Origin of the sequence: Luteimonas cucumeris (genome assembly GCF_007830035.1) — a bacterium.
GTDB lineage: Bacteria > Pseudomonadota > Gammaproteobacteria > Xanthomonadales > Xanthomonadaceae > Luteimonas_C > Luteimonas_C cucumeris.
In genome coordinates this window covers 193,835-213,618 of the sequence record NZ_VLKN01000001.1, presented here as the reverse complement: position 1 = coordinate 213,618, position 19,784 = coordinate 193,835, and the positions used below count along the sequence as shown (strand labels likewise).

Annotated in this window: 19 protein-coding genes; 10 read left to right on the top strand and 9 right to left on the bottom strand. The window is 67.2% G+C overall.

Translation table 11 applies throughout. From position 1 onward, the window contains the following. The first annotated feature begins 73 nt into the window (after positions 1–73). Positions 74–1,003, top strand: a complete 930-nt coding sequence (grxD, locus tag IP90_RS00985) for a Grx4 family monothiol glutaredoxin (protein ID WP_144897744.1) — start codon at positions 74–76, stop codon at positions 1,001–1,003. A 148-nt stretch (positions 1,004–1,151) separates the two neighbouring features. Here the strand turns inward: grxD and IP90_RS00980 are convergent, their stop codons facing one another. The 4 genes from IP90_RS00980 to IP90_RS00965 form a co-directional block, all read right to left on the bottom strand. Next, complete coding sequence (locus IP90_RS00980) at positions 1,152–1,688, bottom strand: DUF924 family protein (protein ID WP_199753363.1); 537 nt, start codon at positions 1,686–1,688, stop codon at positions 1,152–1,154. Positions 1,689–1,716: 28 nt separating this feature from the next. Next, entirely contained in the window at positions 1,717–2,130 is a 414-nt protein-coding gene (locus IP90_RS00975; RefSeq protein WP_144897740.1) for a GFA family protein, read from the bottom strand. A 93-nt stretch (positions 2,131–2,223) separates the two neighbouring features. After that, positions 2,224–2,784: a GNAT family N-acetyltransferase gene (locus IP90_RS00970; RefSeq protein ID WP_144897738.1), complete on the bottom strand. Its 561-nt coding sequence runs from the start codon at positions 2,782–2,784 to the stop codon at positions 2,224–2,226. 4 nt (positions 2,785–2,788) lie between these two features. Continuing rightward, positions 2,789–3,565 (bottom strand): AMP nucleosidase, encoded by a 777-nt coding sequence (locus IP90_RS00965; protein WP_144897736.1) that lies wholly within the window; start codon positions 3,563–3,565, stop codon positions 2,789–2,791. Positions 3,566–3,674: 109 nt separating this feature from the next. On the opposite strand from IP90_RS00965, the gene IP90_RS00960 reads away from it, so the two are divergent. From IP90_RS00960 to IP90_RS00935, 6 genes are all read left to right on the top strand, one after another. Continuing rightward, positions 3,675–5,075: an amidohydrolase gene (locus IP90_RS00960; RefSeq protein WP_144897734.1), complete on the top strand. Its 1,401-nt coding sequence runs from the start codon at positions 3,675–3,677 to the stop codon at positions 5,073–5,075. A 71-nt stretch (positions 5,076–5,146) separates the two neighbouring features. Further along, a complete protein-coding gene (locus IP90_RS00955; RefSeq protein ID WP_144897733.1) occupies positions 5,147–6,397 on the top strand; it encodes an amidohydrolase family protein in 1,251 nt (416 codons plus the stop codon). A 60-nt stretch (positions 6,398–6,457) separates the two neighbouring features. Then, entirely contained in the window at positions 6,458–6,850 is a 393-nt protein-coding gene (locus tag IP90_RS00950) for a DUF1761 domain-containing protein (RefSeq protein ID WP_144897731.1), read from the top strand. Between the two features lie 16 nt (positions 6,851–6,866). Then, a complete protein-coding gene (locus IP90_RS00945; protein WP_144897729.1) occupies positions 6,867–7,487 on the top strand; it encodes a 2-hydroxychromene-2-carboxylate isomerase in 621 nt (206 codons plus the stop codon). Between the two features lie 76 nt (positions 7,488–7,563). Continuing rightward, entirely contained in the window at positions 7,564–8,505 is a 942-nt protein-coding gene (locus IP90_RS00940; RefSeq protein WP_144897727.1) for a DegV family protein, read from the top strand. Positions 8,506–8,575: 70 nt separating this feature from the next. After that, the gene (locus IP90_RS00935) at positions 8,576–8,917 is read left to right on the top strand and encodes a hypothetical protein (protein WP_144897726.1); all 342 of its coding nucleotides are present in this window, start codon (positions 8,576–8,578) and stop codon (positions 8,915–8,917) included. Positions 8,918–8,939: 22 nt separating this feature from the next. Here the strand turns inward: IP90_RS00935 and fghA are convergent, their stop codons facing one another. Further along, positions 8,940–9,767, bottom strand: a complete 828-nt coding sequence (fghA, locus tag IP90_RS00930; protein ID WP_144897724.1) for an S-formylglutathione hydrolase — start codon at positions 9,765–9,767, stop codon at positions 8,940–8,942. 59 nt (positions 9,768–9,826) lie between these two features. Further along, a complete protein-coding gene (locus IP90_RS00925; protein ID WP_144897722.1) occupies positions 9,827–10,936 on the bottom strand; it encodes an S-(hydroxymethyl)glutathione dehydrogenase/class III alcohol dehydrogenase in 1,110 nt (369 codons plus the stop codon). 127 nt (positions 10,937–11,063) lie between these two features. Here IP90_RS00925 and IP90_RS00920 point away from each other — a divergent pair, with 127 nt between their 5' ends. Continuing rightward, positions 11,064–12,713, top strand: coding sequence for a tetratricopeptide repeat protein (locus tag IP90_RS00920; RefSeq protein WP_242007436.1), 1,650 nt, complete (start codon positions 11,064–11,066; stop codon positions 12,711–12,713). 127 nt (positions 12,714–12,840) lie between these two features. On the opposite strand, the gene ppc is transcribed toward IP90_RS00920, so the two are convergent. Both ppc and IP90_RS00910 read right to left on the bottom strand, forming a co-directional pair. Next, entirely contained in the window at positions 12,841–15,561 is a 2,721-nt protein-coding gene (gene ppc / locus IP90_RS00915) for a phosphoenolpyruvate carboxylase (protein WP_144897720.1), read from the bottom strand. A 120-nt stretch (positions 15,562–15,681) separates the two neighbouring features. Beyond that, entirely contained in the window at positions 15,682–17,046 is a 1,365-nt protein-coding gene (locus IP90_RS00910) for a glutamate--cysteine ligase (RefSeq protein ID WP_144897718.1), read from the bottom strand. Positions 17,047–17,228: 182 nt separating this feature from the next. Here IP90_RS00910 and IP90_RS00905 point away from each other — a divergent pair, with 182 nt between their 5' ends. After that, positions 17,229–18,068 (top strand): putative signal transducing protein, encoded by an 840-nt coding sequence (locus IP90_RS00905; RefSeq protein WP_144897717.1) that lies wholly within the window; start codon positions 17,229–17,231, stop codon positions 18,066–18,068. Positions 18,069–18,071: 3 nt separating this feature from the next. On the opposite strand, the gene yihA is transcribed toward IP90_RS00905, so the two are convergent. Then, a complete protein-coding gene (gene yihA / locus IP90_RS00900) occupies positions 18,072–18,677 on the bottom strand; it encodes a ribosome biogenesis GTP-binding protein YihA/YsxC (RefSeq protein ID WP_144897715.1) in 606 nt (201 codons plus the stop codon). 157 nt (positions 18,678–18,834) lie between these two features. Here yihA and IP90_RS00895 point away from each other — a divergent pair, with 157 nt between their 5' ends. After that, on the top strand, positions 18,835–19,689 hold the full coding sequence (locus IP90_RS00895; RefSeq protein WP_144897713.1) for a c-type cytochrome: 855 nt from the start codon (positions 18,835–18,837) through the stop codon (positions 19,687–19,689). Positions 19,690–19,784 lie beyond the last annotated feature (95 nt).

Below are 19,784 nucleotides of genomic sequence, written 5' to 3'. Positions count from 1 at the left end.
CGCCGCGAAAGCGATGTGAGCGGGGAAGCAGGCGGAGGCGTAAAATGCGGTTTCCCCGAGCCGGATCGCCAAGATGGCCCTCGACCCCGCCCTGCGCCAACGCATCGAGACGCTGCTGCAATCCAACCGCGTCGTGCTGTTCATGAAAGGCTCGCCGGCCGCGCCGCAATGCGGTTTCTCGGCCAAGGCCGTGGGTGCGCTGGATGCGCTCGGCGTCGACTACGCGCACAGCGACGTACTGGCCGACGACGAGATCCGCGAAGGCATCAAGGCCTACGGCGACTGGCCGACCATCCCGCAGCTGTACATCGACGGGCAACTGGTCGGCGGCAGCGACATCATCGAGCAGATGGCCAACAGCGGTGAATTGCATGGCGCGCTGGGCCTGCCACCGCCGGACCGCACCCCGCCGGTCATCAACCTCACACCGGCCGCGGCCAAGATGCTGCGCGACGCCATCGACGATGCCGGCGGCGAGGTGGTGGTGAAGCTGGAGATCGACAAGAACTTCCGTACCCGCCTGCAGCTGGCGCAGGACGATCCCAACGCGGTCACCGCCGAAGTCGAAGGCGTGCGCGTGCAGTTCGACGTGGCCGGTGCGCGTCGCGCCGATGGCCTGACCATCGACTGGGCCGACGATGCACGCGGCCGTGGCCTGGTGATCGACAATCCGAATGCGCCAAGCCCCGTGCGCGCGTTGTCGCCGGGCGAGGCGAATGCGCGCATCGCCGACGGCTCGCTAACCCTGGTCGACGTGCGCCCGCCGGACGAGCGCGCGCAGGCGGCCGTCGCGGTGGCATTCGAAACGCTCGATGGCGACGGCATCGAACGCCTGCGCGCACTGCCGAAGAACACCGCGCTGGCGTTCCTCTGCCATCACGGCGGCCGCAGTGCGCAGGCTGCGGAACACTTCCGTGGACTCGGCTTCAGCGACGTCTACAACGTCGAAGGCGGTATCGACGCCTGGGCGAACGACGTGGATGCGTCGCTGCCGCGCTATTGAGCAGGCCGCCAACGCGTTTTGGAACTGTGGGTATCCGAACGAGGTGATATCGCGATTCGTGCGCGCAGCGCACGCTACGACGGGCACTTACGCAGGCAATTTTCTGGCGAGCCTGCAGCCCTGCTCAGTACGTTACTCCGTCGCGCGCTCAGAAGCCGCCGCCGGCATCGAGATAGGCCTGCTCTTCAGCGGTGCTGAGCCGTCCCAGCTCGCGATTGCGATGCGGGAAACGCCCGAATCGGGCGATCACGTCGCGATGGGCGATCGCGTATTTCATGAAGCCCTCGTCCAGGCCGCGCGCCAGCTCCACCGAACGCTGCTGGTCGGCCATGTCTTCGGAATGCTCGAACGGCAGGTAGCAGAACACCCGTAATTCCGGTTCGATCGCCATGTCGAAGCCCGCCGCGATCGCGCGGCCGGCGTAATGCCGCGCCAGCGGATCGGTCGCGTATGCGTGCCCGCTGCCGCGAAAGCAGTTGCGCGGAAACTGGTCCAGCAGGATCAACAGCGCCAGCGCGCCTTCGGCACTGTCCATCCAGGCTTCCAGTTCACGACGCGATGCGGCGAAGTGCGCGGCCTCAAAGCGTCCGCGCAGGTCGGCATCGAAAGCCTCGTTGCGTGCGAACCATTTCCCGTAGCCGGCTTCGCGCCAGAAGCCGATCACCTCGGCGGGCGTAACCTTCATCATCCAATCTCGCAATCCGGACTCCCCGTTACAGGTACTGCTTCTCGGCGTCGCTGGGTTCATTCCACCAGTTGTTGTTGCCGCCGTCGGCATAACGCACCGCCAGCGCGGCCTTCTGCTCGGGCGTGACGTCGTCGAGGCAGGCCACGCTGATGGACACGAACTTGCCGCCGACTTCGGGAATATCGCCATGGCCGTAGGCACGCACGCCGCAGGTCCTGCAGAACGGCCAGTGCACCGACTGGGTATTGAACTGGTAGTCCGTCGTTGCCTGTTCGTCGCTGAGCAGGCGGAAGCCCTCCGGCTTGACGCTGACGCTCCAGTTGCGCGTCTTGCTGCAGATCGAGCAGTTGCACTTGCCGCTGCCTTCGGCGAGATCGATGTCGGCTTCGAAACGGACGTTGCCGCAATGACAACTGCCGGAATAGGTCTGGACTGCCATGCATCTCTCCTCTGGCCGAAAGTGCGGAGCATACGCCAACCGGCTGCATCGACTCTGCGCGTGCGGCAGCAGGCAGGGCGGGCTCAAGCCCGCCTAGGCGGCGACAAGATCCAGGGCGAGGATGCGGTCCTCGTATTCGTTGTCGCCGACGCGGAAGCGCCGTTCGCCGATCGGCACAAATCCCTTGCGCGCATAGAACGCCAGCGCACGTTCGTTCTTCGCATAAACGCCGAGCAGCAGGCGCCCGGCGCCACGCACACGCGCCTCGCCAATGGCCGCCTGCATCAGGCGTGCGCCATGGCCGCCGCCGTGGAAGCGATGCAGCAGGTAGATCCGCTTGAGCTCGACGTCGCCGGCCTGCGTCGGCACGCTCGGCAGGTCCGGCGGCGACAGCATCGCGAAGCCGATCGGCGCATTGCCGGGACGCGCTTCCGCCAGCCACAACGCGCAGTGTGGATCCGCCAGCCATGCGGCATAGCGCTGCACCGCATGCTGCCGTTCGCAATGCCCGAGGATGTCGTCGCCCGCCAGCACGCCTGCGAACGTGTCGAGGAAGGTCGCGCCGCCCACCGCCGACAAGCGCGCCTCGTCGCCCGGCAGGCAACGCCGGATGTCGACGCCATCCTCCACCTCGGCGGCTACGGCACTACTCATCTCGTTATTCATCGAAGCGCAGGTGCCGCACCGACTTGCCGTGTCGACGGATCAGCCGCAGCGCCTCGATGCCGACCTGGATGTGCCGCTCGACGAATTCCGCGCTGACCCTGGCATCGCTGGCTTCGGTCTTGACGCCTTCGGGAATCATCGGCTGGTCGGAGACCAGCAGCAGCGCGCCGCAGGGAATGCGGTTGGCGAAACCGGCGGCGAAGATCGTCGCCGTTTCCATGTCGATGGCCATGCAGCGCATCACCCGCAACCGCTCCTTGAAGGCGTCGTCGTGCTCCCAGACGCGGCGGTTGGTGGTGTAGACGGTGCCGGTCCAGTAATCGTGGCCGAGGTCGCGGATCATGGTCGAGACCGCGCGCTGCAGCGCGAACGCCGGCAGCGCCGGCACCTGCGGCGGCAGGTAGTCGTCGGAGGTGCCTTCGCCGCGGATCGCGGCGATCGGCAGGATCAGGTCGCCCAGCGAATTCTTCTTCTTCAGCCCGCCGCACTTGCCCAGGAACAGCACCGCCTTGGGCGCGATCGCGGACAGCAGGTCCATCAGCGTCGCCGCGTTGGGGCTGCCCATGCCGAAGTTGATCATGGTGATGCCGTCGGCGGTGGCGCTGGGCATCGGCCGATCGATGCCGACGACTTCGGCGCCGGTCAGACGGCTGAAGTGGCCGAGGTAGCCACCAAAATTGGTCAGCAGGATGTGTTCACCGAAGCCATCCAGCGGCACGCCGGTATAACGCGGCAGCCAGTTGTCGACGATCTGTTGTTTCTCTTTCATGCGTCCTCCAGTGCGCTCCATTCTGTCACGTCGTCCATGACCATCGTCATGCTTGGCAGCGACGCCGCCGCGGGCTACGGTTCCGGTTCGCTGCAGGGGATGCATCGCCATGCTCAAACCTTTGATCGCCGTGCTCGGCACGGTCCTCCTCGTCGGCTGCGCGCATACCGGTACGGGCAGTCAACCGGATGCGGCCGCCAGATCGCGTTTCACCGACGACCCGTACCCCAGCACCTACCGGCCGATCACCGCGGCGCCGGTGCTGATTTCCGGCGCGACCATCCTCACCGGCACCGGTGAACGCCTCGAAGGCGCCGATGTGCTGCTGCGCGGCGGCAGGATAGAAGCGATCGGCAGCAACCTGCCCGCGTCCGCCGACGCCACCCGCGTCGATGGCCGCGGCAAATGGGTGACGCCGGGCCTGATCGACATCCACTCGCACCTGGGCGTGTATCCCAGCCCCGGCGTCAGCGCGCACAGCGACGGCAACGAGATGACCGGCCCGGTCACGGCGAATGTGTGGGCCGAACACTCGGTGTGGCCGCAGGATCCCGGCTTCCTCGCCGCGATGGCCGGCGGCATCACCACGCTGCAGGTGCTGCCAGGTTCGGCAAACCTGGTTGGCGGCCGCGGCGTGACCTTGAAGAACGTGCCGTCGACGTCCTACCAGGGCATGAAATTTCCCGACGCGCCGTGGGGCATGAAGATGGCCTGCGGCGAAAACCCCAAGCGCGTGTACGGGCAGAAGGGCGGCCCGGCGACGCGCATGGCCAACGTCGCCGGCTATCGCGCCGCGTTCATCGATGCCGCCGAATACCTGAAGAAGAACAAGTCCGGCGGCGAGAGTGAAGGCGACAAGGACAACGGCAAGCGCGACCTCAAGCTGGACACGCTGGCCGCTGCGATCAACGGCGACATCAAGGTGCACATCCACTGCTATCGCGCCGACGAGATGACCACGATGCTCGATCTGGCCAGGGAGTTCGGCTTCAAGGTCGCCGCGTTCCACCACGGCGTGGAGGCCTACAAGATCGCCGACCGGCTCGCCGCCGAAGGCGTGTGCGGCGCGCTGTGGGCCGACTGGTGGGGCTTCAAGATGGAAGCCTTCGACGGCATCCAGGAAAACATCGCGCTGGTCGACCGGCCGAAGAACGGCTGCGCGATCGTGCACTCCGATTCCGAGGAAGGCATCCAGCGCCTCAACCAGGAAGCCGCCAAGGCAATGGCGAATGCCAAACGCGCCGGCATCGAGATCACGCCCGAACACGCGATCCTGTGGCTGACCGCCAATCCGGCCAAGGCGATGGGCATCGACGGACAGACCGGCACGCTGGAGGCGGGCAAGATGGCCGACGTGGTGCTGTGGAACGGCAATCCCTTCAGCGTCTACGCGCATGCCGAGCAGGTCTACGTGGATGGAGCGCGCGTGTACGACCGCAACGATGCTTCGCGGCAACCGAAGTCGGATTTCATGCTGGGGCAGGATGGTGCGATCGGAGGTGTGCTGTGAGCCGCCGGTTTTTCCCTCGCCGCGCAGCGGAACGGGGGCTGGGCATCGTTCTCGTCCTTGCGCTGGCATGCATGCCGGTATCCGCGTTTGCACAGGACCTGCTGATCCGCAACGCCACCGTCCACACCGCCACCGCGCGCGGCACGCTGCAGAACACCGACGTGCTGGTCCGCAACGGCAGGATCGCCGCGGTCGGCAGCGCGCTTGCCGCCGGCACTGCGCAGGTGATCGACGCGCAGGGCAAGTCGCTGACGCCGGCGCTGTTCGGCGGCATCACCGAGATCGGCATCGACGAGGTCTCCGGCGAGGACGCCACCACCGACAGCTCGCTGGCGCTGGGCCAGAACGCCAAGGACATGGTGGTGCGACCGGAATTCGACGTGACCCTGGCCTACAACCCCGACTCGGTGTTGCTGCCGGTCGCGCGCGTGGAAGGCATCGGCTTCACCCTGCTCGGCGCTGGCAGCGCCGCCGGCGGTTCGATCATCGGCGGCCAGGGCGCGGTGATGCGCCTGGACGGCAGTCCCGATCCGACCGGCCCGCGCGTGCTGTTCGTGCAGCTGGGCAGCGATGGCGCCGGGCTCACCGGCAGTTCGCGTGCGGCGCAATGGATGTTGCTGGACCAACTGATCGACGAAGTGCGCGGGCGCATTCCGCAGGATTCGCACATGGCGCTGCTGACGCCGGCCGGACGCAGCACGCTGGCGCGTTACCTCGGCGGCGGCGGGCGCGTGATAGTCAGCGTCAACCGCGCCGCGGACATCCGCCAGCTCCTGCGCTGGTCGCAGCGCCACGACGTGCGCATCGCCATCGCCGGCGGCGCCGAGGCCTGGAAGCTGGCGCCGGAACTGGCCGCCGCGCGCGTGCCGGTATTCGTCAATCCCCTGACCAACCTGCCGTCGGATTTCGACCAGATCAACGCAACGCTCGAGAACGCGGCCAGGTTGCGCGCGGCCAACGTCACCGTCGGCTTCACCCTCGGCGATTCGCACCAGGCACGCAAGCTGCGGCAGTTGGCCGGCAATGCCGTTGCCAACGGCCTGCCGTGGGAAGACGGCCTGGCCGGTCTGACCCGCGTGCCGGCGGAGGCGCTCGGCGTCGGCGACCGCCTCGGCAGCATCGCGCCGGGCAAGCTCGCCGATCTGGTGCTATGGAGCGGCGACCCGCTGGAACTGGGCAGCCTGGCGCAACAGGTCTGGCTGGGCGGGCGGGCGATGCCGATGCGCAGCCGCCAGACCGAACTGCGCGACCGCTACCTGCGCGAGGCGCCGTCCGCCGAGGCTGGCGACCTGCCGCGGGCCTATCCAGCGAGCGTGCGCTGACCTCAGACATGGCGCTGGCGTAAGCTCGACGACGGGGATCGACACTGCCGGGAGGCGAGGATGGATGGCATCAACCATTGGGCGGTGCTGGCAGCGGCCGTGTCGGCGTTCGTGCTGGGCGGGATCTGGTACGGGCCCTTGTTCAAGAACGCATGGTGCCACGAAGCCGGTATCGACATGCACCAGTCAAACGGGCATCCGGCGCGCATCTTCGGCGGCGCCTTCGTGCTGAGCCTGATCGCCGCCGCCGCATTCGCCGTGTTCCTCGGGCCGGAACCGCCGCTGGAATTCGCGTTGACGGCCGGTGTCGCGGCAGGCCTGTGCTGGGTGGCGACGAGCTTCGGCATCAACTACCTGTTCGCCGGCCGCTCGCTGAAGCTGTGGCTGATCGACGGCGGCTACCACACGCTGCAGTTCGCGCTGTACGGGCTGATTCTCGGCCTGTGGCACTGATGCGATCGGACCGCCGATGAGCATCGCCTGGTACTTCGATTTCATCTCGCCATTTGCTTATCTGCACTGGCCGAAAGTGCGTGCGCTGATGGCCGAGCGCGAGGTGGTGCCGGTACCGATCCTGTTCGCCGCCATCCTCGACGCGCACGGCCAGAAAGGCCCGGCCGAGATTTCCGGCAAGCGCGAATTCACCTACCGCCACGTGCTGTGGCAGGCGCGACGCGAAGGCGTCGCGCTGCGTGCGCCGCCGGCACATCCGTTCAACCCGATCCCGGCACTGCGCCTGTGCATCGCCGCCGGCAATACACCCGCGGCGATCACCGCGATCTACGACTGGATCTGGGCACAGGGCCAGGCCGGCGACAGTGCGGCGGCCTTGCAGCCGGTGATGCAGGCGCTGGGCGTGGCGCCTGAGCAACTGTCCAGCGATGCGGTCAAGGCGGCGCTGCGTGCCAACACCGACGCCGCGCTCGCCGCCGGCGTGTTCGGCGTGCCGACGCTGGCGATCGACGGCACGCTGTTCTGGGGCAACGACGTCCACGATTTCGCGCTGGCCGTGCTGCGCGACCCTGGCCTGCTCGACGATCCCGAGATGCGGCGCATCGACCGCCTGCCGGTGGGCGTGCAGCGAAACTGAACGCGGGCTTCCGCGACGCAGCACGGATCGGCGGGTGATTTCTGGTAGCTTCGTCGCACTTCCAGGGAAAACCCACATGCGTATCGGACTCGTCGTCGACTCGGCCTGCGATCTGCCCAAGAGTTTCCTCGACAGCCACGACATCGCGATCCTGCCGATCACGGTGCGCATCGACGATGCCGAACAGATTGATTACCGCGATCCGCGCGTCACCCTGGATTTCCTGCGTTCGCATGTCGCAGAGCGTGGCGCCAATGCCGAAACCCTGCCGTTCACCGTCGAACAGATCCGCGACCTGTTCCTGCAGCGCCTGATCATCGATTACGACTACGTGTTCTGCATGACCATCACCCGCACGCGCAGCCCGATCTACGAGAACGCGCAGCAGGCCAGCTTCGCCATCCTCAACGAATACCGCGCGATCCGCGCCGCCGCCGGCAATGCCACGCCGTTCGCGCTACGCGTGGTCGACACCCAGAACCTGTTCAGCGCGCAAGGCATCCTGCCGGTCGAAGCGGTACGCCTGCGCGCGGCCGGCGAAGGCGCGGCCAAGATCCGCGCGCGCCTGGAACACCTGGCGATGCATACCCACGGTTACCTGATTCCGCGCGACCTGTACTACATCCGCACCCGCGCGCGGATGAAGGGCGACCGCAGCGTCAGCCTTTTCAGCGCGGCGCTGGGCACCGCGCTGGACATCAAGCCGGTGCTGCACGGCTATCGCGGCGATACCGGCCCGGTCGCCAAGATCAAGGGCTTCGAGCCGGCGGCGCAGAAGATGTTCGAGTTCGCAGGCGCCCGCGTGCGCGCCGGGTTGATGACCCCGACGCTGACGCTGTGCTACGGCGGCGAACTCGACGAGATGCGGGCCCTGCCCGGTTACACGCAGCTGCGCGAGATCTGTGCCGAGCAGAACGTCGAGGTGTTCGAGAGCGTGATGAGCCTGACCGGCATGGTCAACGTCGGCAAGGGCGCGGTGGTGGTCGGGTTCGCCGCGGAGCCGCATCGTTTCGAATGACGGTCCGCCGCGATGACGCCGCGCTAACGCAGGCGCGCTAGATTGGCAGCATCCCCTTTCGAGACGCCGCATGGCCACCCGCTACTACATCAGCCTGCCCGACCCGCAGAAGGCACGCGGCGGCACGCCGCTGTCGTTCACCTCGCACGGCGCCGAGGGCTTCGCCCAGGAACTGCAGGACGCCCTGCGCAGCGACGGACTGTTCGAACGCTGGCGTGCCACGCAGGACGATCCCGACAATGTCGACGCCGCACTCGGCGCCACCGATCCGGCCGCTACCGTGATCGGCAAGCAGGACGACCTGCACATCGACCTGATCGCGACCACGTCGATTCCCGGCGCGGTGTTCAAGCACCGGCTGCGCCTGCTCGCCGGTAGCGCCTGGGAACTGCGCGACGTTTCAGCGGCGTAGCCCTGAGGAGCATCAACCGCGACTACCGCAAGGCAGCCGCGTGATGCGCGATGTGCTCGCCGATGAAACTGCCGATGAAGTAGTAGCTGTGGTCGTAGCCGGGTTGCATCCGCAGCTGCAGCGGATGGCCCGCGACTTCGGCGGCGGCACGCAGCAGCTCCGGCCGGAGCTGCGATTCGAGGAACTCGTCGGCATCGCCCTGGTCGACCAGCAAGGGCAGCTTTTCAGGCGCCGTGCGTAGCAGCTCGACCGCATCGTAGGCCTTCCAGGCCTCGCGATCGTCGCCGAGATAGGCCGCAAACGCCTTCTCGCCCCACGCCACCTGCGACGGCGCCACGATCGGCGAAAACGCCGAGGCGCTGCGGTAGCGTCCGGGATTCCGCAGCGCGACGACCAGCGCGCCATGGCCGCCCATCGAATGTCCGCTGATCGAGCGCCGGTCGTCGGCCGGGAAATGCGCTTCGACCAGGCGTGGCAGTTCATCGACCACGTAGTCGTACATGCGGAAGTGCGACGACCATGGCGCCTGCGTCGCATTGACGTAGAAACCCGCGCCCTGGCCGAGGTCGTAGGCCTCGTCGTTGGCCACGCCGTCGCCGCGCGGACTCGTATCCGGCGCGACCAGAATCACGCCATGCTCGGCGGCATGGCGCTGCGCACCGGCCTTGGTGATGAAGTTCTGCTCGCTGCAGGTCAGTCCCGACAACCAGTACAGCACCGGCAACCTGCGCTGCCGCGCCTGCGGCGGCAGATAGACGGCGAATCGCATCTCGCAGTCGAGTACGCCGGACCGGTGCCTCCAGACTTCCTGGCGACCGCCAAAGCAGGTGTGTTGTTCGATCAGTTCCATCGCGCGGGTAGTGGGTAGCGGGGGTACGGGCACAATTCGCCTCTACGAATCACGAATTCCTAATATCGAATCACGGTTCGTATCGACTTGCCTTCGTGCATCAACTCGAAGGCCTCGTTGATCCGCTCCAGCGGCAGGGTATGGGTAATGAAGGGATCGAGGTCGATCTCGCCGGTCATCGCCTGTTCGACCATGCCAGGCAACTGCGTGCGGCCCTTGACGCCGCCGAATGCCGAGCCGCGCCAGACGCGGCCGGTCACCAGCTGGAACGGCCGCGTGCTGATTTCCTGCCCCGCGCCGGCAACGCCGATGATGACACTCTCGCCCCAACCCTTGTGGCAGCACTCCAGTGCCGCGCGCATCACCTTGACGTTGCCGATGCACTCGAAGCTGAAATCGACGCCGCCGTCGGTCATCTCGACGATCACGTCCTGGATCGGCTTGTCGTGATCGCGCGGGTCGACGCAGTCGGTCGCGCCCATCGACCTGGCCAGCTCGAACTTGCCGGGGTTGGTGTCCACGCCGATGATGCGACCGGCTTTCGCCTGCACCGCGCCCTGGATGACGGCCAGGCCGATGCCGCCGAGCCCGAACACCGCGACGCTGTCGCCCGGTTTCACCTTGGCGGTGTTGTGCACGGCGCCGATGCCGGTCGTGACGCCGCAGCCGAGCAGGCAGACCTTTTCCAGCGGCGCTTCGGGATTGACCACGGCCAGCGAGATTTCCGGCACCACCGTGTATTCGCTGAAGGTACTGCAGCCCATGTAGTGATGGATCGGCTGGCCTTCGTATGAGAAGCGCGTGGTGCCGTCGGGCATCAATCCCTTGCCCTGCGTGGCGCGCACCGCCTGGCACAGGTTGGTCTTGCCGGACAGGCAGAACTTGCACTGGCGGCATTCGGCCGTGTACAGCGGAATCACGTGGTCGCCGGGCTTGACGCTGGTCACGCCCTCGCCGACTTCGACCACCACGCCGCCACCTTCATGGCCCAGCACCGCCGGGAACAGGCCCTCCGGATCGTCGCCGCTGAGCGTGAACGCATCGGTGTGGCAGACCCCGGTCGCGATGATCCTGACCAGTACTTCGCCCGCCTTCGGTGGAGCGACGTCGATCTCGACGATCTGCAGGGGCTGGCCCGCGGCGAAGGCGACAGCGGCGCGTGATTTCATGATGTTCTCCGATGATCAGGCCGCAATTATGGACGCGGTGCCTTCAACTTGCGTCAATGCCTGTCCGCCGGCGGCCACGCCTGACGTTGTTGCTGACGCAGGGCCATCGCCCGTACGAGAGGTCGACATGATCCGCGCGCTATTGATCGCAGTGTCACTGATGCTGTCGCTGGCCACGTGCAAGGCCCCCGAGTCCCGCGAATCGGCGTCGACGCCCGCGCCGGCGCTGTTCGAGGACTTCGGCGACCTGCACCGCGACATCGGCAGCAAGGTTCCGGCGGCGCAACGCTATTTCGACCAGGGCCTGCGCCTGGCGTATGGCTTCAACCACGAAGCGGCGGGCCGCGCGTTCGCGGAAGCCGCACGGCTCGATCCGGATTGCGCGATCTGCCTGTGGGGCCAGGCGCTGGTGCTGGGGCCGAACATCAACATGCCGATGCCCGCCGACGCGGTCGTGCCGGCGGCGCGGCTGAGTGCCGAAGCGCTGCTGCTGGCCGACGCCGCGCGTCCGGCCGATCGTGCCCTGATCGAAGCGCTGGCCAAGCGCTATTCGGAATCGCCGCCGACCGACCGCAAGCCACTGGACGAGGCCTATGCCGAAGCGATGGCCGACGTGGCGCGGCGTTTTCCGGACGACGACGATGTCGCCGCGCTGTATGCGGAAGCACTGATGGACCTGTCGCCCTGGGCGTACTGGGACAAGGGCGGCAAACCGGTGGGACGCACGCGCGAGATCGTTGCCACGCTCGAAGGCGTTCTCAAGCGCAATCCGCGACACCTCGGCGCGATCCACTATTACATCCACGCGGTCGAAGCCTCGCGCACGCCGCAGCGTGCCGAGCCCTACGCCGACGCCCTCGCCGGACTCGCGCCGGGCTCCGGGCATCTGGTGCACATGCCGGCGCACATCTACATCCGCACCGGCCGTTACCACGATGCCACGCTGACCAATTTCGCGGCCAGCACCGCGGACGCCGCGTTCCTGGCCGTATGCGGCGGCAGCAACGGCATCTATCCCTTGGGCTACGTGCCGCACAACTGGCATTTCGCGACGATGAGCGCCGGCCTGCACGGCTCGCGCGAACTGGCGCTCAATGCGGCGCAACAAACCGCGCAGCGCGCCGACCCCAAGCAGCTGGAGTCACTCACTTTCATGCAGCAGTACCTGGTGATGCCGCTGTTGACCCAGGTGCGTTTCGGGCAGTGGCCGCAGATCCTGGCGCAGACGGCACCACCGGCCGACCTGCCCTATCCGCGCGCCATCTGGCATTTCTCCCGCGGCATGGCGTTCGTGCGCGGCGGCGAAAAGCAGAAAGCGCAGGTGGAACTGGAGGCGCTGCAGGGAATTGCCGCCGATCCGGCGATGAAGGACGTGGTGGTCGGCGCGATCAACCATGCCGGCCAGGTGCTGGCGGTCGCGGTGCCGATGCTGCAGGGCGAACTGGCGCTCGCCAAGGGCCAGCGCAAGACCGGGATCGCACGCCTGCGCGATGCGGCAAAGGCCGAAGATGCCCTCGCCTATAACGAACCGTCCGACTGGCCGCTGCCGGTTCGTCATTACCTGGGGGCGGCGCTGCTCGATGCCGGACAACCGCGCGAAGCCGCGCGGATCTACGCGCAGGACCTGTCGACCTATCCGAAGAACGGCTGGTCGCTGTACGGCCTGGCGAAGGCGCAGCGCAAGCTGGGCAATCCGAAGACAGCGCGGCAGACCGAGCGCCGCTACCAGGACGCGTGGCAGTGGTCGGATACGCCGTTGACCGCTTCGCGGCTTTGAAAACGAAGTTGCCAAGCTACTGATCGCGACAGCGACTCGTGGGAGCGGCTTCCAGCCGCGAGCTTTTGCAGGATCGTCGCGACTCGAAGAGCTCGCGGCTGGAAGCTGCTCCCACAAGAGCAGAACATCAACCTGTGTTCTGGATGCCGGCGGCGATGCCGTTCACCGTGATCAGCAGGGCGCGCAGCACGTCCTCGTCGCTACGGTCGGAGGCGCGCCAGCGCCGCAGCAGTTCCACCTGCAGCAGGCTGATCGGATCGACATAGGGATTGCGCAGCCGGATCGACAACCGCAGCCGCGGGTCGTGGCTCAGCAGGTCCTGCTCGCCGCGGATCGCGCGGATGGCGCCGCGCGTGCGCTCGAACTCCGCGGCGATGTCCGGATAGAACACCGCATGCGCATCGGACAACTGCGAATAGCGTTCGAAGATGTCCAGGTCGGACTTGGCCAGCGTCATCTCGACATCGTCGAGCATGGTCTGGAAGAACGGCCAGTCGCGCGTCATTTCCGCCATCGCCGCCAGTCCGTAACGATCGATGCCCTGCGCCAGCGCCTGGCCGACGCCATACCACGCGGTCAGTCCGGAACGGTTCTGCGACCACGCGAACACCCACGGGATCGCGCGCAGGTTGCGGATGCCGCCGTCGCGACGACGCGACGGACGCGAACCGATGTGCAAACGCTCGATCACGTCGATCGGCGTGGCCGCGCGGAAATAGTCGCTGAAATCGTCGCGCTCATGCACCAGCGCACGGTAATGCGCGCGCGACACTGCAGCGAGTTCGGCGGCGGCCTCGCGCCACGCAGGTTCGCGCGAATCGGGCTTGCGCGGTCGCAGGCTGGCGCGCAGCACCGCGCCGGTGGTCTGCTCCAGGTTGCGCAGCGCCAAGGCGCGGATGCCGTACTTGCGATGGATCACCTCGCCCTGCTCGGTCGCGCGCAGGTGGCCATCCACCGTGCCGCGCGGCGCGGCATTGATCGCGCGTTCGGTCTTGCCGCCGCCGCGGCTGACCGATCCACCGCGCCCATGGAAGAACACCAGCCGCACGCCCGCCTGCTCCGCCAATGCGCGCAACTCGACCTGCGCGCGCTGCAGCGCCCAGCGCGAGGCGAGCAGGCCACCGTCCTTTGCGCTGTCGGAATAACCGAGCATCACCGTCTGGCGATTACCGCGCGCAGCCAGATGACGGCGATAGACCGGATCCTCGAACAGCGCGCGCATGACGGCGGGCGCCGCTTCCAGGTCGGCGACGGTTTCGAACAGCGGCGCGACATCCAGCGGCACCGCATCCGCCTCGACGCAGCCGGCGATGCGCGCCAGGGCCAGCACCGCCAATGCATCGGCGGCACTGCGGCTCATGCTGATGATGTACAGGCCGATCGCGTGCGCGCCCTGCGTGCGCCGCACGTCCTGCACCGCACCGAACACGTCGAGCGTGGAGCGGGCGACGCCATCCGCCGGCATGGCTGGCAAGGCAGGCGCAACGATCAGCTCGTGCAGCCGCGCGACCCGCGTGGCCAGCGGCAGCGACGCCCATTCCGCGTCGCCGGTCAGCAGGCCCAATGCCTCTTCGTGCACCGCCGAATCCTGGCGCAGATCGAGCGCGGCCAGGTGGAAGCCGAACGTACGTGCGCGCCACAACACGCGCTGCAGCGCGAAACGGCCGGCATGCTCGCCGCGGTGTGCCACCAGGCTGGCATCGATCAGTTCCAGGTCGGCGATGAAGGCTTCCGCGTCGGCATAGCCGTGTTCGCGTCGCGCACCGGTGGCCGTCAGCTTCGCGCCCATCAGGTCGAGCAGGTGCCGGTACGGCATGTCGGCCAGACGCGGCTTGAATCCGGCGACGGCCTTGGGCAGTTGCCGGCCGTATTCGTCGATGCGGGCGAAGATCGCGTCGTCGACGCCGACACGGCTCAGCGACTGGGTCAGCACGCTGGCCAGCGCGCGCAGGTCGGCGCGATACTGCGCCAGCGCCTGCAGTCGTTGCGCGTCCAGTGCGGCGCGGATCGTGTCGGCACCGACATTGGGATTGCCATCCATGTCGCCGCCCACCCATGTGCCGAAACGCAGCACCTGCGGCAGTTCGATGCGCTGCCCGTAGACCGTTTCCACGGCGTCGGCAAAGGCCTCGTAATACACCGGCAGGGCGCGGAACAGCACGTGCGCGAGATAGAAACCGACGTGCTCGACCTCATCGATGACGGTCGGCTTTTCCGGCGGCGCCTCGGAGGTCTGCCAGGCGGACGTCAGCGCCAGCCGGATCCGCGCCTGGTCGGCGCGACGCTCCGGCGGCGTGCGCTCGCGGTCGATGTCGGCGATCAGCCGTTCGACGATCGAATGCTCCTTCTCCAGCAGGGCGCGGCGCACGACTTCGGTCGGATGCGCGGTGAATACCGGCTGCACCCACAGCCGCGGCAGGAACGCGGCGAATTCCTCGAACGATACGCCACCATCGCGCAGTTCGCGCAACACCGCTTCCAGTCCGCCAGGCTGCGGCGCATCGCCGGCGCGCTGGTGGTCGCGGCGGCGGCGGATGCGGTGCACGCGTTCGGCCAGGTTGGTCGCGCCGAAATAGGCGGCGAAGGCGCGTACCAGCGCATCGGCATCCTGCAGCGGCACCTGCGCCAATCGCTGCGCCAGGGCATCGATGGGCTCGCCGTTCTCGCGCCGGGCGATGGCCATTCGCCGTACCGATTCGACCTGCTCGAGCAGGGCCGGCGACACCTGTTCGGCGAGCATGTCGCCGACCATCGCGCCGAGCCGGCGCACGTCATCGCGCAGCAGTGCGTCGGTCTCGGAGAATTCGATTTCGCGTAGCGGGCCCGAAGCCCCGTTCAGAGCATTCATGGCCCAAGACTACACGAGCCGGGGAGGCGCGAGAGCGCTTTTTTGACACGGGTGAAACAAGAAAAAACAAAGGACTGTTTCAACAGAAACGGTACGTCGCCTTGTGCCCTGGAACCACTTTCAGTACGCGAACTCGCGGAACACCGGATCGACACTGCCGCCCCATTCGCCATTGAACAACGCCAGCTTGCGCTCGGCCGGCGTCTCGTTGGCGTCGGCGAATTCGATCAACGGTGCCAGGAAAATGCTTTCATCGGCGCCGTTGCCGTTGCGGCGTGCGCGCCGCTGCAGCCCGGCGGCGGAAATCTTCAGCGCCGCAAGCGCAAGATCGCGCACCGTGCCGTTGCGGAACGGCAGTTTCAAGGCGTGCCTGGGCACGCCGTCGCGCAGCGCGTGGCGCTCTTCAATGGAGAAATCCCTGACCAGGTCCCAGGCGGCATCGAGCGCGGCATCGTCGTACAGCAGGCCCACCCAGAACGCGGGCAGTGCGCACAGCCGGTTCCATGGACCGCCGTCGGCACCGCGCATCTCCAGGAACTTCTTCATGCGCACCTCGGGAAACGCTGTGGTCATGTGGTCGGACCAGTCGCGCAGCGTCGGCACGGCGCCGGGCAACGCGGCCAGCTTGCCATCCATGAAGCGGCGGAACGACTGCCCGGACAAGTCGACGTATTCGTCGTTGCGGTAACTGAAGTACATCGGCACGTCGAGCAGGTAGTCGACGTAACGCTCGTAGCCGAAGCCGTCCTCGAACACGAAGTCGAGCATGCCGGTGCGATCGGCGTCGGTGTCGGTCCAGATGTGCGAGCGGTACGACAGATAGCCGTTGGGCTTGCCTTCGGTGAACGGTGAATCGGCGAACAAGGCGGTGGCGATCGGCTGCAGCGCCAGCGACACGCGGAACTTCTTCACCATGTCCGCTTCGTCGGCGAAGTCGAGGTTGACCTGCACGGTGCAGGTGCGCGTCATCATGTCCAGTCCGAGCTGGCCGACCTTGGGCATGTACTCGCGCATGATCCTGTAGCGGCCTTTCGGCATCCATGGCATGTCCTCGCGCCGCCACTTCGGCTGAAAGCCCATGCCGAGGAAACCGAGCTGCAACTCGTCGGCGACGGTCTTGACTTCCTTCAGGTGCCCGTCGACTTCGCTGCAGGTCTGATGGATGTTCTCCAGCATCGCGCCGGACAGTTCCAGCTGGCCGGCCGGCTCCAGCGTCACCGAGGCGCCGTCCTTGAGCAGCGCGATGGTGCGGCCGTGCTCGTCGACGGCTTGCCAGCCGAAACGCGTCAGGCCTTTCAGCAGGGCTTCGATGCCGCGCTCGCCATCGAAGGTCGGCGGGCGCAGGTCGTCGAAGCGGAAACCGAACTTCTCGTGTTCGGTACCGATGCGCCAGTCTTCTTTCGGTCTGCCGCCGGAGGCGATGTAGTCGACCAGCTGCGCCTTGCCGGTGATGGGGCTGTCGCTGGCGTTGCTGGGGCTGGACATGCGGGCCGCTCGCAGAAGAGTTGGGCGATATGCGGGCACTGCCGCGGATCGCAACCCGCGCACTATAGCCCTGCGCCCTCGTGCCCGGCGTTGCTGGCGTGAAGCGCCAGTGTTCTGCCGGTGCGCGTGACATCGGCGGCACGGGCAATAATCGCGAACCGCGACAATCTCACTGGCAGGACATGATGGTTCCCGTTTACGACGCCGCGCATTCGACGGATGCGTACCTGGTCAAGAACCTGCTGGAGCAGGAAGGCCTCGCCAGTTACATACGCGGCGAATACCTGCAGGGCGGGCTCGGCGACATTCCCGTCAACGGCATGATGCAGGTGTGCGTGGATGCCGCAGACGTGCGACGTGCCCGCGCGATCATCGACGCGTGGAACAGCAGCAGCGCTGCCTTTGCCGACGATGACGATGACGACGTGGCCGGTAGTGCGGACGAGCGCGCTGAAGCACGGCCAGCCGCTGCCGGCATGAGCAACTTTGGACGCGTGCTCGCCGTCGGCCTGCTCGGCGCGGCTGTAGGCGGCGGATTGACATGGGCCGGCCTGCGCCAGTCCGCGTCGGTGAGCATGCTCGATTACGACGGCGATGGCAGGCCGGAGGAGCATTTCTTCTATTCCGGCAACGTGCTCGCACGTTACGAGAACGACCGCAACCATGATGGCCGCATCGACGAGGTCATCTGGTACGACCGCAACGGCAGCCCCAGCCGCGGGCAATCCGACAACGACTTCGACGGTCGCATGGAAAGCACCAGCCGCTACCTGCATGGCCAATGGCAGAGCGGCGAGTCCGACGACGATGGCGATGGCCGGGTCGACTACCGGTCCGACGCGATCTCCGGCGTGCTCTACAGCGAGCAGTGGCTCGACGATCAAGGCCGCGTCAGCAAACAGATCCGTTATAAGCACGGCATTCCGGTCGACGGCGAGATCGACAGCGACCACGACGGCGTCCTCGACACGCGCCGCAGCTATGACCGCCGCGGGGAAATCACACGCAGCGGCACGCTGTAGTCGTCAGAGCTCCAGCCAGCGCGCGACCACTTCGCGCGCCTCGTCCACGCCCAGCTTCGATTCACCAGAGAACGTCTGCACGCTGACGGTATCGCCGTAGGCGCCGGACAATTCCTTGCGCACCGCCTGCAGCACGTTGCCCGCCGCACCGCGGCCGAGCTTGTCGGCCTTGGTCAGCAGCGCATGCGCGGGCAGGCCGCGATTCACCGCGTAGCCGATCATCTGCCGGTCGTAGTCCTTGAGCGGATGGCGGATGTCCATCACCACCACCAGCCCCTTCAGCGCGTCGCGGCTGCCGAACCAGCCGTCGAGGAAGGCCTGCCAGTGCGCCTGCAGGTCCTTGGGCACCTTGGCGAAGCCGTAGCCGGGCAGGTCGACGAGGAAGCGGTCCTCGTACGGCGGCAGCGCGAAATACACCAGCTGCTGGGTCCGCCCCGGAGTCTTGGACACCCGCGCCAGCGCGTTCTGCTGGCACAGCGCGTTCAGCGCGCTGGACTTGCCGGCGTTGGAGCGGCCGGCGAAGGCGACTTCGAAGCCGCCATCCGGCGGCAGTTGCCGGTGGTTGTGGGCGGCGAGCAGGTATTGGGCGCGGACGAAGGGATTGGCCATCGGCATAGCTTCGCATGCCGGCGCTTTTCTTCCGTCGGAAGCGCAGCGAAGCCCACGGATCGGCCGTTTCATTGACCGTCCCGCGGCCGACGACGATAATTCTGCGTCTCTATGGCCGCCCCGCAGCGGCCGTTCCCGCGTTTCGGAGCCCTGCAGCATGCGCCAAGCTCGCGTCTACGGCATCGCCGCCCTGGCCCTCGTGGCCGTGGCTGCGGTCGCCTTCGCCCAGACCACGGTCACGCCCTTGCCGGACAACGCGCCGGTACAGGCCACGCCGATCGACGCGAATGCCGTGTCCGACCTGGCCAAGGCCAAGTGGGGCGATCCCAAGAAAGGCGCGATGCTGGCCGGCGCCTGCGCCGCCTGCCATGGCCTGGACGGCAACGCCACCGCCGACCCGAAGATCTACCCGCGCATCGCCGGCCAGAGCGAGCGCTACATCGCCAAGCAGCTGGCGCTGTTCAAGAGCGGGCAGCGCGTCAACGCCATCATGCAGCCGTTCGCCGCGCCGCTGAGCGCGCAGGACATGCGCGACCTCGGTGCCCATTTCGCCGCGCAGAAAAGCGGCGCCGGCATCGCCGACGACAGCGTGATCGCCGCTGGTCCCAATACCGGCATGAAGTTCTACGAGGTCGGCGCCCGCCTGTTCCGCAGCGGCGACGCCGAGCGCGGCATTCCCGCGTGCATGGCGTGCCACGGTCCGGCCGGCGCAGGCAACCCCGGTCCGGCCTATCCGCACATCGGTGGCCAGCAGGCCTGGTACACGGCGCGGCGGCTGGAGGAGTACCGCACCGGCGTCACCACGCTGGCCGACCCCGGCGATTTCCATATCATGGCGGCGGTCGCCAAGTCGCTGACCGACGAGGAAATCCAGTCGCTGGGCAGCTACCTGCAGGGCCTGCATCCGCGGGCCGACGAAGCCAGCGCCGCCGACGTGGCCGCGGCCAAGGCCGCCGCACCCGCAGCCCCGGCCGGCGGCGCGACGCCGCAGGCACCCGCCAAGTCTTCATAATCGCCGGCCTGTGAACTTGTCCGGCCGGATCCGGTCGAAGTTTTCAGTGTCCTTGCTCAGACCGCCGGCCCACCCTTGTGGCCGGCGTTTCTTTA